This is a genomic window from Streptomyces sp. NPDC037271, from assembly GCF_055603605.1.
The window spans coordinates 107329-122897 of the sequence record NZ_JBVJVN010000007.1; the positions used below are offsets into that span (position 1 = coordinate 107329).

Consider the following 15569-nt stretch of genomic DNA (forward strand, 5'->3'; position numbering starts at 1 on the left):
CCTCGGGGCCACCAGTGCGCGGGGCCGACCGGGTGACGGCGCGACCACCGGTCGCGGTGCCCGGCCGGCCACGACAAGGGCCCTGTCCCCGCCGCCGGAAGGGTGGCGGGGACAGGGCCCTTGCCCTGGGCTGTGCGCCGAGGCGCTACATGTAGTAGCCGAACAGGTCGGCGATCACATGCACGCTGCCGGCGTTCGGACGGAAGTCGATCTTTCCGTTGACGACCGGTACGGTCACCAGGTTGGCCACGGTCTGCCCCTTGACCCAGTTGACGCTGGAGGCGTTGGGCAGCGCGGTCCCGTCGGGCCAGACGGTCAGGAAGCCGCTGGACGTCGGGGCGGTGACGGTGACGTTGAGGACCACGGCCTTGGCCTTCGCCAGGGTGTGGCCGTCGTCGACGTTCAGCACCAGCGTGGCGCCGCCGGGCACCGGGGTGTTGCGGGCGGTGCCGAGGGCGTAGCGGGTGTCGAGCAGTCTGCTCGGGCCCGCGGTGTGGAAGGACGAGCCCGTCGTGTCGGCCGTGAAGTAGCCGGCGACGTCCGCGACGAAGTGGACGGTGCCGTAACCGGCGTTGAACAGGTTCACCTTGCCGTCGGTGCCGATGGGCAGCACGACCATGTTCGGACGGGTCTGCCCCTTGAGCCAGTTGATGTTCGACGACTCCGTGCGGGTCGCGCCGTTCGGGTAGGCGATCAGGTGGCCGGTGGAGGCCGGTGCGGTGGCGGTGATGTTGAGGACCACGGCGGTCGCCCCCGCGGCCGGCACGCCGCCGGCGCCCGCGACCTTCAGGGAGACGGTGCCCCTGCCCGCGACGGGCGTCCTGGTGGACACGCCGATGGCGTTACGGGTGTCGAGGACGCGGGACGGACCCTTGGGCAGGTAGGTGCCGCCGCCGGCTTCGGTGGAGTAGTAGCCGGCGACGTCCGCGACGAAGTGGACGGTGCCGCTGGAGGCGTTGAACAGGCTGACCGAGCCGTCCTTGCCGACGGGGACGGTCACCAGGTTCGGGATGATCTCGCCCTTGAGCCAGTTCATGTTCGACGACTGGGGGCGGGTGGTGCCGCTCGGGTAGGCGATGAGGTGGCCGGTCGCGGTGGGCGAGGCGGCGGTGACGTTGACGACGACCGCGGTGACACCGGTGGCCGGGACGCCGCCGGCGCCGGTCACCTTCAGCCTGACCGTGCCGTTCGCGGCGACCGGGGAGGTGCCGGCGCGGCCGAGGCCGTAGCGGGTGTCCAGGACGCGGGTCGGGGTCAGCGCGTTGAACGTACTGGCCGCGGAGCGCGGGACGGCGGCGCACAGACCCTTGACGATCTCGCGGCCGTTGGGCGTGCCGAGCCCGGTGGCGAGGTCGTAGCCGGTGCCGGCCAGGTACTGGCCGCTGTGGTTGCCGGACTCGGTCAGGTTGTTGTTGCCGGTGGTGACGTCCCGGAACGCGGTGGCCGGCAGCCGGTACAGCGCGTTGTGCGCGTGGCCGACGGTGCCGTTGGCCTGGCAGGCGAGGTCCTGGTCGGCCTGCGCCATCAGCGCGGCCCACACCGGAGCGGCGCCGCTGGTGCCGCCGATGATGTGCCAGTACTGCCCGCCGGTGCTGGTGCGACCGAAGGCGACCGGGTAGCCGGTGGCCGGGTCGCCGACCGCGGACACGTCCGGGACCTGACGGCAGGTCTCGCCCGAGCCGGCGGCGCAGACGTTGGCGTAGCCGGTACCGGTTCGGTTCTGGAAGCTGCCGGAGGCGAGCCTGGCGCGCTGGGAGACGCCGCCGCCCGAGCCGGTCCAGGTGGTCTGGCCGGTGACGGCTCCGCGCATGGTGGTGCCGCCGACCCCGAGGACGTACGGCGAGCTCGACGGCCAGTCGGTGACCAGCCGGTCGGCGTTGGGCGCGTCGTAGTACGGGTTGTAGCAGCCCGTGGAGCCGCTGTCGCCGGAGGCGGCGACGACGGTCTGGCCCTGCGCGGCGGCCTGCTGGTAGAGCAGGTTCTCGGCGTCCATCACCTCGGTGGGCGTGTTCGCCTCGCACAGGCCCCAGCTGATCGAGACGACCTTGGCGCGGTTGTCGGTGACGATCCGGCGCAGCACGGCCGTGGCGTCGTCCCAGGTGTTCTCGCCCTGGTAGACGAGGACCTTGGCCTGCGGGACGAGACCGATGACGGTCTGCACGTCCAGCGCGGTCTCCATGCCGACACCGGTGTCGATGCCGGACGGCTCGGAGGGGCCGCCGTTGACCCGCACGGAGCTGACCGAGGCCTTGGTGCCGTGGCAGGCCTGGTAACTGTTGATGTCGCGCAGGTCGTAGTTCTCCAGCGAGTAGACGGCGACGGTGGTGCCTGTCTGCACGTTGGGCTGGTCCGCCATGTTGTACGCGGCCGCCAGCGACCGGGCGCTCCAGTAGTCCTGCTTGTCGTACGCGGCCGGGGAGCCGTCCGAGGCGGTCCCGTACAGGTTCTTGATGTCGGCGCACATCGTGCCGGTGGTGCCGGTCAGCCGGGGCTGGCGGGCGCCGTCCGGAACCGTCTGCAGCCGGGCCGGGCCCTTGGCGCCGGAGTTGCGCGGTACGTAGCCCGCGAGCGTGCTCAGGCCGACCACCGCCCGGACGTCACCGGCGATCTCGCCGGCGAACCGCGGGGCGCGGGTGTTGGTGAACCCGGTCCCGCCGTCCTTGAGCCGGTAGCCGTCGAAGTCGGTCGCGAAGGCCTCGGCGGCCTTGCCGACCGTCGCGTGCACGGGCAGGGTGAGACCGTCGGGCTCCAGCGTGCCGACCTCGAGCCCTCGGGCCGCGAGCTCCGCGCGGACCTGGGCGACAGTCTGCGGCGACGCGCCGAACCGGCCCGCGAACTCGCCCGTGCCGAGGTACTTGCGGTAGTTCGGGGATCCAGGGTCGGATACCTCGGCGAGGAATCGGTTCAGCGCCGCCGGGTCGCGCGGCTCCAGGACCACGCTGAGATCGAGCGCCTGACCCGCCGCCGGGTCCGCCGCGCGCACCGCTCCCGCCGGGATCTTCGGAGCGCCGCCGACCCGCTGCGGGGTCGGCTCGTCCGCCGCGCCGGCGTACGACATCGGTGCCATGGTGACGACCGTGGCCAGGGCGGCCGCGGTCGCCGTCCCCCATCTGAACGCCTTCTCGCGGGCGGTTCTGCCCATGCACACTCCCTCTTCGTCGGTTCCCCGCCGCCCGTGTGCGTGGAGGCAGGTGAAACCGCGGAAGGGCGCGCCGGTGCGAACACGGGCGGAAGCGTGAAGAGTCGCGTGCGAAAAGGTCCGGCATGACCGGACCTCGGAAAAGCCCCCCCGGCGATGTCACCGCTCCCACACGGTGGACGACGGCCAGACCCGAATCTCTATCAGGCTCAAGATCGGCTCGCCAAGCCGGAGGACTGGCGTGATCGTATCGTGACCATGACAAGTTGGGGTGTTTGTGATCAAAGCCGCCGTGCCGTCGGGGCGAAGGCGGTGTCGGTCATGTGGAGTGTGCTCGTGCAGGTGTCCGGGGGTGCGGCGCTGTTTCCGCCGACGGGGCCGGCGCCCGCGAGTGCGTCGCGGACGTCGGGGGGCCGGTCCTGTGGTGGGTGCGTTCAGCCGGCGCGGTCGAGGGTGTCCCGGCCGACCTCCTTGTCCACCGCCGCGCGTACCAGCGCGGCCGCGAGGACGGCGGGCTCCGTCGTCCCGGCCAGGGAGACGAGCCGGTCCGGGTCCGCGGGCAGGCCGAGGCGTTCCGCGCCTTGGAGGGCTTTGCGGTCCAGATAGGGGGCCACCTCCGGCCAGACGCCCTGGACCTCGCGCAGGAAGATGTCCGCGCCCGTCGGGCCCACTCCGGGGAACTCCTGGAGCAGACGGCGCACTTCGGGCACCTCGCCGTCCGCCTCCTCGCGCAGTCGCCGCAGGTCACCGCCCCATCGCTCGGTCAGCAGTTCGGCGGCCTCGCCGAGTTGGGCGGCCGTGCGCTCGTCGTAGCGCCGGTAGCCGCCCCGGCCCAGCGCGTCCACCCGCTCCTGCCAGTCGGCGTCGGCCATGCGGCGCGGGTCGCGCAGCCCCGCCTCGCTCAGGGCGCGGGCGGAGGCCACGGCGACCGAGCCGCGGATGCGGGCGCTCAGCAGATGGGCGAGGACCAGCAGCCGGTACAGCGGCTGCGGGGTGTCCTTCAGCCGGATGCCCGCCTCCTCGGCGTACGTCCGCCCGTGGGCGCCGACGAGTTCCCGTACGACGCTCCGCTGGTCACGGCTCACGGCTACGGTTTCAGCGGGTCGTGGCCGACCGTCATCAGCCGGTGCCGCAGCCGAGTGTCCTCGGCCCGGGGCTCGTTCTCCAGGTCGGTCTGCGACGTCACGAGGTCCACGACCTTGCGCATCGCCCGGAGGTCGTCCTCCGTCAGGTCCGTGCGCCGCTTCTGCAGGATCGCGAGGACGTGCTGACCGAGCGGCGAGCCGGCGTCGTCCGGCACCGGCTCGGTCAGTTCGCCGGAGTCGCGTACCCGGAGCCAGTCCGAGAGTTCCGCGGAGGTCATGTTCACGACGCGGTGGAAGTCCTCCCACAGCGCGTCGAGTTCGAGGGCGTCGGCCATGAGGTGCCCCTCTTTTCGTCGTGCGTATGTGCGTACTGCGCGGTCGTACGGAGCGGGGCGACGCGCTCGTCCGCGCCGGCGCCTTCCCGGATGCCCGACGTCTGCCCCGGACCGGGGCGGGCCCCGGCACCGGGTGCGCACCGGGCAACGGGCGCGGACGCTCGGTGGCCTCGGTGTCCCGCCGGGCCGGTCCTGCCGGCCCACCGGGAGGAACAGTCAGGGTTCCGCATCCACACGGGCGGCGCGGCGCAACCACTCCATGGGGGCGCGGGTGCCCATGGGGCACCGGGGGCAAACGCTCCGTCCGGGCGCCGGGGTGAACGCCCCGGCCGGTCAGCGGGCGAGCACGCCGTCCAGGAAGCGTGTGACGTCGGCGAACACCTCCGCGCGGTTCGTCTCGTTGAAGATCTCGTGCCGGGCTCCCGGATAGATCCGCTCGGTCAGGTCTCCGCCGCTGAGCCGCTCGACGCCGACGCGGCTGCCGGGCAGCGGTACCAGCCGGTCGTCGTCGCCGTGCGCCCACAGCAGCGGCAGCCGGCCGACGTCGCCTTCCTTGGTCACGGTGTCCAGGGTCCGTACGAACGCCTGGGCCGTCGGCCGTTTCATGGGGCCGTGCCACACCAGCGGGTCCGCCGCGTACGCCGCCCCGACCGCCGGGTCCCGGGAGAGCGAGGCCGGGCTGATCGGGGTGTCGGGGATCTCGTCCAGGGCGAGGAGCCGGCGCGGCAGCTCCCAGTCGCCGATGACCGGTCCGGACAGCACCAGCGCGGTCAGCGTGCCGGGGTGGCGCTGGGCGTAGCGGGAGGCGATCAGACCGCCCATGGAATGCCCGACCATGACCACCGGGAGGTCCGGGTGGGCCGTGCGGGCCCGCTCGACCACGGCGTGCACGTCGGTGACCACGTCCTCGAAGTCCTCGATCAGCACCCGTTCGCCGTCCGACCGCCCGTGCCCGGTGTGGTCGGCGCCGTACACGGCCGCACCGTGCTCCGTCAGGACGCCGGCCACCTCTTCGTAGCGGCCGACGTGCTCGCCGTAGCCGTGTACCAGCAGCGCCACGTACGTGGGCCGCTCGGCGGGCCACTCGCGGGTGGTGAGGCGTCCCCGGGTTCCGGTCAGGACGTGTTCGCGGGGCTCGGTCATGTCTCCTCCGGCTGCGTCGGTGAAGGTCACCGGGGGATCTTCCCAGGGAGCCGCCCGGAGGTCTATAGTCCAAAACTAGCAGTGCTAATTAAGTGTTCGCTCGCCGCCCGGCGACCGAGTGACGGTCAGGAGTCCCCCGTGCGTCCCGTCCACTTCGCGGCCGCCCGCCGCACCCCGATCGGCAAGCTCCGCGGCGCCCTGTCCACCGTGCGGCCCGACGACCTCGCCGCCACCGTGATCCGGGGCCTGGTCGCCGACGTGCCCGCGCTCGACCCCGCCCGCGTCGACGACGTCTACTGGGGCGCCGCCAACCAGGCGGGCGAGGACAACCGCAACGTCGCCCGCATGGCCGCCCTGCTCGCCGGCCTGCCCGAGTCCGTGCCCGGCGCCACGGTGAACCGGCTGTGCGCCTCCGGTCTGGAGGCCGTGACCACCGCCGCCCGCACCATCGCCGCCGGCGAGGCCGACATCGTCCTCGCGGGCGGCTCGGAGTCGATGAGCCGCGCCCCCTTCGTGCTGCCCCGCCCCGACGAGGCCCTGCCGCACCGCATCGAGACCGCCGACACCAGACTCGGCTGGCGCCTGGTCAATCCGGCGATGAAGGACCTGCACGGCCTGCTGGCCATGGGAGAGACGGCCGAGGAGGTCGCCGAGCGGTACGGCGTCCCGCGCGAACGCCAGGACGCGTTCGCCCTGCGCAGCCACCGGCTGGCCGCCGAGGCCCGCAAAAACGGGCATTTCACCGACGAGCTGCTCCCCGTCGAGCGTCCCGACGGCGTGGTCGTCGACACCGACGAGTGCGTCCGCGAGGACACGTCCCTGGAGAAGCTGGGCCGCCTGAAGCCCGTCTTCCGCCCCGGCGGCACGGTCACCGCGGGCAACGCCTCCCCGATGAACGACGGCGCCGCCGGACTCCTGCTGGTCAGCGAGGAGGCCCTCGACGACCTGGGCCTGGAGTCCCTCGGCCGCTACGTCGCCGGCGGCTCGGCGGGCGTCCACCCGGACGTCATGGGCATCGGCCCCGTCCCCGCGACCCGCAGGGTCCTCGCCCGGGCCGGCTGGAACGTCGGCGACCTCGCGGAGGCCGAGTTCAACGAGGCGTTCGCCGCCCAGGCCCTCGCCTGCGTGGACCAGCTGGGCATCGACCCGGACCTGGTCAACCCCAGCGGAGGTGCCATCGCGCTCGGCCACCCGCTCGGCTGCTCCGGCGCCCGCATCCTGACCACCCTGCTCCACCGCATGCGCCGCACGGGAGCGGCCCGCGGGCTCGCCACGATGTGCGTCGGCGTGGGGCAGGGCAGCGCGGTCCTCGTCGAACGGCACTAGGGACTGGCTGAACGGCACCAGGGACTGGCCGAACCGCACCAGGGACTGGCCGAACCGCAAGGGGGACCGGCCAGCCGCACACCACCCACCTCCGCAGAGCCGCAGCAAGGAAACGGAGCAACACCCCATGGCAACCCTCTCCGTCGCCGCCGTACTCGCCGAGAACGCCCGACGCCGTCCCGACAAGGAGGCGCTGGTCGAGGGCGACCTGCGGCTCACCTTCGCCGAGGTGTGGCAGCGGGCCCGGGCCCGGGCCGGCGCCCTCACCGGCCTGGGCGTCCGGCCGGGGGACCGGGTCGCGCTGATGGCGCCGAACACCGCCGACTTCCCCGTCGCCTACTACGCGATCGCCGCGACCGGTGGCGTCGTCGTACCGGTTCACCTGCTGCTGTCACCCGCCGAGGTCGAGCACGTCCTGCGCGACAGCGGCGCCACGCTGCTGCTGTGCCACCCGGCGCAGGCGGAGACCGGGGCGGCCGCGGCGCGGGAGGCGGGCGTACGGGTGATCACCCTCGGCGACGAGTTCGACAAGCTCGCGGCCGACGCCGAGCCGCTGCCCTCGTACGTCACCCGCGACGCCGACGACCCGGCCGTCGTCTTCTACACCAGCGGCACCACGGGCGTCCCCAAGGGCGCGGTGCTCAGCCACTTCAACCTGGTGATGAACGCGACCGTCAACGCCTTCGACGCCAACGACATCCGGCCCGACGACGTCGCGCTCGGCGCGCTCCCCCTGTTCCACGCCTTCGGCCAGACCGTCTCCCTGAACTCCACCTGGCGGGCGGGTGCCACCCTCGTCCTGCTGCCGCGCTTCGACGCGGCGCGCGCGATCGAACTGATGGTGAGGGAGAAGGTCAACACCTTCCACGGGGTGCCGACCATGTTCGTCGCACTCGCCGCCGCGGCGGCCGGGGCCGACGCCCTGCCCGGCCTGCGGGTGTGCGTCTCCGGCGGCGCCTCGCTGCCGGTCGCCGTGCTGGAGCGGTTCGAGGAGGCCTTCGGCGCCAAGATCTACGAGGGGTACGGGCTGTCGGAGACCTCCCCGGCGGCGGCCGTGAACCAGCCGGTGTTCGGTGCCAAACCCGGCACGATCGGCCACCCGCTGTGGGGCGTGGACGTCGAGATCGCCCGCGCGGAGGCCGAGGACGGCATCGAGCTGCTGCCGCCCGGTGAGCTGGGTGAGGTCGTCGTGCGCGGCCACAACGTCTTCTCCGGCTACCTGGGCCGGCCCGAGGCCACCGCCGAGGCGCTCGTCGACGGCTGGTTCCGCACCGGGGACCTCGGCACCAAGGAAGACGAGGGGTTCCTCAGGATCGTCGACCGGAAGAAGGACATCATCATCCGCGGCGGTTACAACGTCTATCCGCGCGAGGTCGAGGAGGTGCTGATGCGCCACCCCGCCGTCGCGCAGGTCGCCGTCATCGGCCTCCCGGACGAACTGCACGGCGAGGAGGTGTGCGCCGTCGTCGTCCCCGCCCCCGGTGCGACGCCGGACGCCGCCGAGGTCACCGAGTGGTCCAAGCGGTACCTCGGCAGGTACAAGTACCCGCGCCGCGTGGAGTTCACGGACGCGCTGCCGCTGGGCCCGAGCATGAAGGTGCTGAAGCGGGAGCTGCGGGTGCGGTACGCGGTCGGCTGAGGGGCCACTTGGCGAGACGGTGCTTACGGCGTCGGTCGGGTGCCGCATAGCATCAGTGCCCGCAATGGACATCATGACGCACTGGCACCTCACCGGCTGGGAGTTCGCCGCCCTCGCCCTCGCCGCCTTCCTCGTCGGCTTCTCCAAGACCGCCGTGAGCGGGGCCAACACGGTCAATCTCGCGATCTTCGCGGCGATCCTGCCCGCCCGTGCCTCCACCGGCATCCTGCTGCCGGTCCTGGTCGCGGGTGACGTCCTGGCCGTCCTCACGTACCGGCGCCACGCGCACTGGCCCACGCTGTGGCGGCTGTTTCCGGCCGTGGGGGCCGGCGTGGCCGCCGGCACCGTGTTCCTGGTGTGGGCGAACGACGCGCTCGTACGGACCTCGATCGGTGTGATCCTGCTGCTCATGGCCGCGGTGACGGTGTGGCGCCGACGGCAGGCCGACGCGGCCGGGCAGCCGGCCGAACAGCCGGACGGGACGATGTCGCGGGCCGGTCGCGTGAAGGCCCGCTCGTACGGCGTCCTCGGCGGTTTCACCACGATGGTCGCCAACGCGGGCGGCCCGGTGATGTCGATGTACCTGCTCTCCGCGGGCTTCCGGAAGCTGGGATTCCTGGGCACGTCGGCCTTCTTCTTCCTGATCGTCAACGTCTCCAAGCTGCCCTTCAGCGCCGGCCTCGGCCTGATCGACGGCCACTCGCTGGTCCTCGACGCCGCACTCGTGGTGTTCGTGGTGCCCGGTGCGTTCATCGGCAAATGGGCTGTGAACCGGATCAACCAGCGCCTGTTCGAGCGGTTGGTGATCGCGGCGACGGTGGTGGGGGGCCTTCAGCTCCTGGTGCACTGACGGCCCGTAGTCTCGACGCATGTCCTGTCCGGTCCCGTCGTCCAGCCCGCTGCCGTCCCCGTCCCGCCCGTCCCCGTCCCGCCCGTCCCGCCACGTGCTGATCCTCGGCGGCACCACCGAGGCCCGTCGGCTGGCCGGCGACCTGACCGCGTGTCCCGGTGTCCGCGTCACCACCTCCCTCGCGGGACGCGTGACCCGGCCGGGCCCCCTCGCCGGTGACGTGCGGACCGGCGGCTTCGGCGGACCGGAAGGACTGGCCGCCTGGCTGCGCGAGCAGCACGTGGACGCCCTCGTCGACGCGACCCACCCCTTCGCCGGTACCATCACGGCGAACGCGGTCCGCGCCGCGGCGGCCACCGGCGTCCCCGCGGTGATCCTGCGCCGCCCCGGCTGGCAGGCCGGCCCCGGTGACCACTGGCATCCGGTCGCCTCCCTCGCCGAGGCGGCCGACCGGCTCCCGAGCCTCGGCCGCCGCGTGTTCCTGACCACCGGCCGCCTGGGTCTGGCCGCCTTCGCGCACCTGACCGGCCTCCACTTCGTCGTTCGCTCGGTGGAGCCCCCCGAGCCGCCCCTCCCGCCGGACACCCGTGTCGTGCTGGCCCGCGGCCCGTTCACGGTGGCCGACGAGACGGCCCTCCTGCGCGATCACCGCATCGACGTCCTGGTGACCAAGGACAGCGGGGGAGCGGCCACCGCGGCCAAGCTCACGGCTGCCCGGGAACTGGTGCTGCCGGTGGTGATGGTTCGCAGGCCCCCGCTGCCGGAGGGTGTGCGGGTGGTGCCCGACGTGCCGGCGGTACTGGAGCGTCTGGGCCTCGGCGGACCGTGACCGTGACCGCTCGGAACCGGCGGACGGTGACCGGCCCGGGCCTCAGCGCACCATGACCGGGTCCGGGCCACACTGGGCCGTGACCGGGGTCCGGGCCACGGTGGACCGTGACCGGTCCGGGTCGCAGCGCGCACGAGAGCCGCGGGTGAGTGACCGGCCGGGTGTCAGCGGACCGTGACCGGCTGCCGCACGCGGCCCGGCAGGCCGTTGCCCAGGTCCTCGACCAGCAGGCGCTTCGCGATGGAGTCGAGCGCGGCGCGCAGTTCCGCGTCCGAGGGGCGGCCGACGTCCTGCTCCACCCGGTCCTCCAGCCAGGCGGTCCAGGCCCGTCCGATGACCAGCGCCTCGCGGGCGCCCGCGTCGGTGTGGGAGAGCAGGGAGCCGTGACGGGTCAGGAAGCCCTCCTCGACCATGCGGTCGAAGACCGGCAGCAGGACCTCCGGCGGCATCCGGCGGCGAGCGGCGATCAGGCCGAGGCTGGCGTGCCCGACCAGCCGGGTGAACAGCTCGACCTGCATGACGGCCCAGGCGCCGGCGATGTCGAGCCGGGTGTCGCTGTCCGCGATGATCCGGCGGGCGGTGTCCAGCTCCGTACTGCCGATGATCCTGCCGACGGCGGCCTCCAGCGCCCGTCTGCTGCTGGCGTCGTGCGGTGAGGCGAAGCCCTCGCCCATGTCGGTGGAGCCCATGCGGGCGCTGTCCCGCAGCTGGACCTGCTTGAGGAACAGGGCTACGAGGAAGCCGAGCGCCGCGACCGGCACCGTCCACAGGAACACGGTCTGGATGGTGTCCGCGTACGCGCCGATGACCGGCGCCGACGCGTCCGGCGGCAGCCGGTGCACGCCCTCCGGACTGGTCGCCGCGCCGCTGATCACGTCCGGGTCGGCGGCTCCGGTCTCCGCGGCGGTCGTGACGCCGTCCCGCAGGTTGGGGCCGAGCGCGTTGGCGTAGATCGTGCCGAAGACCGCGGTGCCGAAGGAACTGCCCAGCGTGCGGAAGAAGGTGACGCCGGAGGTCGCGGTGCCGAGGTCGGCGTAGTCGACGGTGTTCTGCACGGCGATGGTCAGCACCTGCATGGACAGGCCGATGCCCGTGCCGAGCACGAACATGTACAGCGACTCCAGCCAGGCGCCCGTGGACGGGTCCATGAGCGACATCAGATACAGGCCGACGCCCATCACCAGGGTGCCCACGATCGGGAACAGCCGGTACCGCCCCGTCCTGCTGACCACGCTGCCGCTGAAGACCGACGCGATCAGCAGTCCGGCCACCATCGGCAGTGTCCGGACGCCCGAGACGGTGGCCGAGTCGCCGTCGACGTACTGCAGGTAGGTCGGCAGATACGTCAGCGCGCCGAGCATCGCGAAGCCGACGATGAAGCTGAGGACCGAGCAGACCGTGAACACCGGGTCGCGGAACAGCCGCATCGGCAGCATCGGTTCGTCCGCCCGGGTCTCCACCCAGCAGAACAGCCCGAGTGCGATCAGCCCTCCGGCGAACAGGCCGATGATCACTGCCGAGCCCCACGCGTACTCGTTGCCGCCCCAGCTCGTCGCCAGGATCAGTGCGCTCGCGCCGACCGCGACCAGTGCGATGCCCAGATAGTCGACGACGGGCCGGGCGGCCGACTTCACCACCGGGATGGTGCGGGCGGCGGCGATGACGACGACGATCGCGATGGGCACGTTGACGTAGAACGCCCAGCGCCAGGACAGGTGGTCGGTGAACAGCCCGCCCAGCAACGGCCCGATGACGGTCGCCACCCCGAACACCGCGCCGATGGCGCCCTGGTACTTGCCGCGCTCCCGCAGCGGGATGACGTCCGCGATCAGTGCCATGGACGTGACCATCAGCCCGCCCGCGCCGATGCCCTGCATCGCCCGCCAGATGATCAGCAGCGGCATGGTCGTGGCCAGCCCGCACAGGAACGAGCCCGTGATGAACACGATCGCCGAGACCTGGAAGACGACCTTCCGGCCGAACATGTCGCCGAACTTGCCGACCAGCACCGTCGCCACGGTCTCCGCGAGCAGGTACGAGGTCACCACCCACGACATGTGCTCGCCGCCGCCCAGGTCCGACACGATCGTCGGCAGCGCGGTGCCGACGATGGTCTGGTCCAGGGCCGCCAGCAGCATGCCCAGCATGATCGTGACGAAGACGACGTTGCGGCGGCGCCTGTCCAGCACGGGCGGCTGGGCGGCGGCGGTCCGTGGCGTTTCCTCGGCGACTGTCACACGGTCACGATCACACCGGTGCACCGGCCACGCATGCGGGGGCGGTCCGCCCGGGTACAGCCGCCGGACCGGCTGGTCAGCCGGTTCGGTCAGCCGTCGCCGGGGTTGCGCCGCAGCAGATACGTGTCCATGATCCAGCCCTTGCGCTCCCGCGCCTGTGCGCGCAGCCGCTCGATGCGGGGCGCGGCCTCGGCGATCGGACCGGAGGCGAGGATCTCGTCGGGGGTGCCCAGGTAGGCGCCCCAGTAGATGTCGATGTCCTGATCCGCGTACTGCCGGAAGGCCTGGTGGGCGTCGAGCATCACCACGACGTCGTCCACGCCCTCCGGAAAGCCCTCCGAGAGCCGGCGCCCGGTGGTGATCTGCACCGGGCGCGCCACCCTGTTCAGCCCGGTGCGGTGCCGGGCGACGAGCGAGGAGACGCTGCTGATACCCGGCACGACGTCGTACTCGAACGCCACCGCGCCGCGCTCCGTGATCTCCTCCAGGATGCCCAGCGTGCTGTCGTAGAGCGCCGGGTCGCCCCACACCAGGAACGCGCCGCTCTGGTCCTCGCCGAGTTCCTCGGCGATCAGCCGCTCGTAGATGCCGGCACGGGCGCTGCGCCAGTCCTCGACGGCGGGGGAGTACGCCGTGCCGCCCGCGCTCCGGTCCCGCTCGGGGTCGCGTGCCTCGACGATCCGGTACGTCCCCTCCGGTACGTGCGTCTCCAGCATGTCGAGGCGCAGCCGCACCAGGTCGGACTTCACCTCGCCCTTGTCCAGGACGAAGAACACGTCCGTGCTCCGCAGCGCCCGGACCGCCTGCAGGGTCAGCTGGTCGGGGTCGCCCGCGCCGATACCGATCACATGAATCTTCCGCACGCCACGAGTCTGCCGTACGCCACTGACAACGCCCCGGCCGGGCTCTCCTCAGCCCTGTGGCCGGGCTCTCCCCGATCCTGTGGCCGGGCTCCCCCCAATCCTGTGGCCGGGTTCTCCCCAATCCCGGGGCCGGGCTCTCCCCGATCCCGCGGGCGGCGGATCTCAGCCCCGCAGCCGAGGCGCCCGCGCTCCCGCGTCCACGGGCGCGCCGCCCTCCACGTCCTGCGCCAGCTCCCGGGCCCACCCGGCGATCCGCCCCAGATCCATCCCGTGAGGGCGGTCCTGCCCGGACGCCGAAGCCGCCCACTCCGTCACCGCCCCGGCCCCGCGCCGCAGCAGCCTCGCCCCGCCGGTGACGTTGCCGCGGGCCGCGTGCGTGAGCCCCACGGCCAGCTGGGCCATCCCCCGCCACAGCTCCCGTTCCTCCTCGGGGCCCGACTTCCAGGCGTCCTCGAAGACCTCGTGCGCGTGGAACGGCCGCCCCGCGTCGAGCAGCCGCTGCGCCTCGGTGACCGTCTCCCCGGGGGCGCGCACGACGCCTTCCGGCTGGCGGGGGACGCCGTCCGCGCCGTACGGCAGGGGGCGTCCGAGCCCGTCCCGGGGCCGGGCGTTACGAGCGCGCCCCTCGCCGTCGCGGTCGCGCGCGTCCACCGGGCGGAGCGGGTCTGCGCTGTGTCGGGGGCTGTCGGCAGGGCTGTCCATGGGCCGATTGTGCCTCGTCCGTGCCCGCGTAGGAGTGGCCCGGCGGGTGGGGTAAAGTTCTCTACGCGTGATCGCGCGGTTCGCCGCGTGTGAGTACGCCGGGACGTGGCGCAGCTTGGTAGCGCACTTGACTGGGGGTCAAGGGGTCGCAGGTTCAAATCCTGTCGTCCCGACTGGAGACAGTCGCAGATCAGGGCCGGTTTCGGAAGCATCCGAAACCGGTCCTTGATCATTCTCGGGACCGGTCGGGGACCGGCGTGCTCGACCGGAGTCAGCGGGTCACGACGATCGGGCTCGGCAGCGAGCGCGGTGCGCGCACCGCGCTGAAGCGGGCGGAGAGCGCGGTGCCGGCGCCGTGATGCGCACGGCGGACACACGCGGACACACGCGGGTGTCCCGCCCGGATGGTGTATGCGTCAACCGACGGGACGGCAGGGCAGATCCATTTGCCGCCCTCCCCGGTCGGAGGGACGATGAAAGTGCACTGCGGCGCCCCACGGCCGGGCCTGCGTCCTCGGTCGCACTCGGTCGCGTCGGGCGGCCCGCACGCCTCACGTCCCGGCCCGTGACACAGCATCCGCGTTCCTGCGACGCCCACCTGGGGGGTCCGGATGGCGAGAGTTCCGCGTGGCGTGGCCGATGCGCGCGGCCGGCAGGCCGTCGTGCACGATCACGAAGGTGCGCTGATGGCGCTGGACCTGGAGACCGGCGCCCTGCTGTGGCGCCACGGGCCCAGCCTGCGACCGTGCGCACTGCTCGCCGGTTCCGTCGTGACCCTGCGGATCAGCCCGTCGCCGACGCTCGTGGTCGTGGTGCTCGACGCCGCGACCGGCGAGGACCGCTGGACCTCGGAGCCCGTCGGCCTGCCGCCGTGGGCGCGTTGCACCCTCGACGACACCCGCGCCTTCACCTTGCGGTCCGACGTGGCCGACGACGCCGTGGTGCTCCGCTGGGTCGCCCGGACCTGGTACCGCGGGGGTGCCGCACCGAGCGCACGCGTCTTGGAGGAGTCCCGGCGCGTGGCGCACGGAGCTGTGAGGGTCACTCTGGCCGGCACCCCTTCGCTGGAAGTGCTCCCCGAGGTGGAGGCCGGGGCCGAGGCGTGGGCGGAAGCCGGAGCGGGGGCCTGGGCGGAAGCCGGGGCGGAGGCAGAGGCGCTCCCGGAGACGGCCGACGCCGAGGTGCCGGCTCCCGCACCTCCGGCGGCTTCTTCCGACCGGCAGTCCGCCGTACTGGACCGGAGCCTGGTCGGCGACAGACGCATGGACCTCCTCCTCCGCCCCGACTCCGGCGCCGTCGTCCTCAGAGCCGTTGATCCCCGCACCGGCACGCTCGCTTGGGAGGTGGAACTGGACCGCGCGACCCCGAGGCGGGCGCCCAGGCTCCGGCCCTAGACGCCCTCTCGTCCCCACCGCACCATC

12 protein-coding genes and 1 tRNA gene are annotated in these 15569 nt (G+C 72.9%); 6 read left to right on the top strand and 7 right to left on the bottom strand.

Features of this window, described 5'->3' with window-relative positions:
* Positions 1-145: 145 nt before the first annotated feature.
* The 4 genes from ACZ7G3_RS15375 to ACZ7G3_RS15390 all read right to left on the bottom strand — a co-directional run bounded on the left by ACZ7G3_RS15375 (position 146) and on the right by ACZ7G3_RS15390 (position 5702).
* Positions 146-3142, bottom strand: a complete 2997-nt coding sequence (locus ACZ7G3_RS15375; RefSeq protein WP_470925932.1) for a S53 family peptidase — start codon at positions 3140-3142, stop codon at positions 146-148.
* A gap of 431 nt (positions 3143-3573) precedes the next feature.
* Positions 3574-4224 carry an HhH-GDP family DNA glycosylase gene (locus ACZ7G3_RS15380; protein WP_470925934.1) on the bottom strand — a complete coding sequence of 217 codons (651 nt, stop codon included), beginning with the start codon at positions 4222-4224 and terminating at the stop codon, positions 3574-3576.
* A gap of 2 nt (positions 4225-4226) precedes the next feature.
* Entirely contained in the window at positions 4227-4559 is a 333-nt protein-coding gene (locus ACZ7G3_RS15385; RefSeq protein WP_426598191.1) for a DUF3140 domain-containing protein, read from the bottom strand.
* Positions 4560-4892: 333 nt separating this feature from the next.
* Positions 4893-5702 (bottom strand): alpha/beta hydrolase, encoded by an 810-nt coding sequence (locus ACZ7G3_RS15390; RefSeq protein WP_470925936.1) that lies wholly within the window; start codon positions 5700-5702, stop codon positions 4893-4895.
* A 138-nt stretch (positions 5703-5840) separates the two neighbouring features.
* Here ACZ7G3_RS15390 and ACZ7G3_RS15395 point away from each other — a divergent pair, with 138 nt between their 5' ends.
* The 4 genes from ACZ7G3_RS15395 (at position 5841) to ACZ7G3_RS15410 (ending at position 10346) form a co-directional block, all read left to right on the top strand.
* Positions 5841-7028 carry a thiolase family protein gene (locus ACZ7G3_RS15395; RefSeq protein WP_426598189.1) on the top strand — a complete coding sequence of 396 codons (1188 nt, stop codon included), beginning with the start codon at positions 5841-5843 and terminating at the stop codon, positions 7026-7028.
* Between the two features lie 127 nt (positions 7029-7155).
* A complete protein-coding gene (locus ACZ7G3_RS15400) occupies positions 7156-8667 on the top strand; it encodes a long-chain-fatty-acid--CoA ligase (protein WP_470925938.1) in 1512 nt (503 codons plus the stop codon).
* Between the two features lie 64 nt (positions 8668-8731).
* Complete coding sequence (locus ACZ7G3_RS15405) at positions 8732-9517, top strand: sulfite exporter TauE/SafE family protein (protein ID WP_470925940.1); 786 nt, start codon at positions 8732-8734, stop codon at positions 9515-9517.
* A 19-nt stretch (positions 9518-9536) separates the two neighbouring features.
* Complete coding sequence (locus ACZ7G3_RS15410; RefSeq protein WP_470925942.1) at positions 9537-10346, top strand: cobalt-precorrin-6A reductase; 810 nt, start codon at positions 9537-9539, stop codon at positions 10344-10346.
* A 164-nt stretch (positions 10347-10510) separates the two neighbouring features.
* Here ACZ7G3_RS15410 and ACZ7G3_RS15415 read toward each other — a convergent pair whose 3' ends face one another.
* From ACZ7G3_RS15415 to ACZ7G3_RS15425, 3 genes are all read right to left on the bottom strand, one after another.
* A complete protein-coding gene (locus ACZ7G3_RS15415) occupies positions 10511-12583 on the bottom strand; it encodes an MDR family MFS transporter (RefSeq protein ID WP_470925944.1) in 2073 nt (690 codons plus the stop codon).
* An 89-nt stretch (positions 12584-12672) separates the two neighbouring features.
* Positions 12673-13446, bottom strand: a complete 774-nt coding sequence (cobF, locus tag ACZ7G3_RS15420; protein ID WP_470925946.1) for a precorrin-6A synthase (deacetylating) — start codon at positions 13444-13446, stop codon at positions 12673-12675.
* A gap of 162 nt (positions 13447-13608) precedes the next feature.
* Positions 13609-14148, bottom strand: a complete 540-nt coding sequence (locus ACZ7G3_RS15425; RefSeq protein WP_470925948.1) for a DUF309 domain-containing protein — start codon at positions 14146-14148, stop codon at positions 13609-13611.
* Positions 14149-14247: 99 nt separating this feature from the next.
* On the opposite strand from ACZ7G3_RS15425, the gene ACZ7G3_RS15430 reads away from it, so the two are divergent.
* Both ACZ7G3_RS15430 and ACZ7G3_RS15435 read left to right on the top strand, forming a co-directional pair.
* Positions 14248-14321 (top strand) — tRNA-Pro (locus ACZ7G3_RS15430).
* 438 nt (positions 14322-14759) lie between these two features.
* Positions 14760-15542, top strand: coding sequence for a hypothetical protein (locus tag ACZ7G3_RS15435; RefSeq protein ID WP_470925950.1), 783 nt, complete (start codon positions 14760-14762; stop codon positions 15540-15542).
* Positions 15543-15569 lie beyond the last annotated feature (27 nt).

Excerpts from the sequence above, each read along its gene's own strand:
- ACZ7G3_RS15375 (WP_470925932.1), bottom strand. The coding sequence starts at position 3,142 with ATGGGCAGAACCGCCCGCGAGAAGGCGTTCAGATGGGGGACGGCGACC.
- ACZ7G3_RS15390 (WP_470925936.1), bottom strand. The coding sequence starts at position 5,702 with ATGACCGAGCCCCGCGAACACGTCCTGACCGGAACCCGGGGACGCCTC.
- ACZ7G3_RS15410 (WP_470925942.1), top strand. The coding sequence starts at position 9,537 with ATGTCCTGTCCGGTCCCGTCGTCCAGCCCGCTGCCGTCCCCGTCCCGC.
- ACZ7G3_RS15425 (WP_470925948.1), bottom strand. The coding sequence starts at position 14,148 with ATGGACAGCCCTGCCGACAGCCCCCGACACAGCGCAGACCCGCTCCGC.
- ACZ7G3_RS15405 (WP_470925940.1), top strand. The coding sequence starts at position 8,732 with ATGGACATCATGACGCACTGGCACCTCACCGGCTGGGAGTTCGCCGCC.
- ACZ7G3_RS15435 (WP_470925950.1), top strand. The coding sequence starts at position 14,760 with ATGGCGAGAGTTCCGCGTGGCGTGGCCGATGCGCGCGGCCGGCAGGCC.
- ACZ7G3_RS15385 (WP_426598191.1), bottom strand. The coding sequence starts at position 4,559 with ATGGCCGACGCCCTCGAACTCGACGCGCTGTGGGAGGACTTCCACCGC.
- ACZ7G3_RS15400 (WP_470925938.1), top strand. The coding sequence starts at position 7,156 with ATGGCAACCCTCTCCGTCGCCGCCGTACTCGCCGAGAACGCCCGACGC.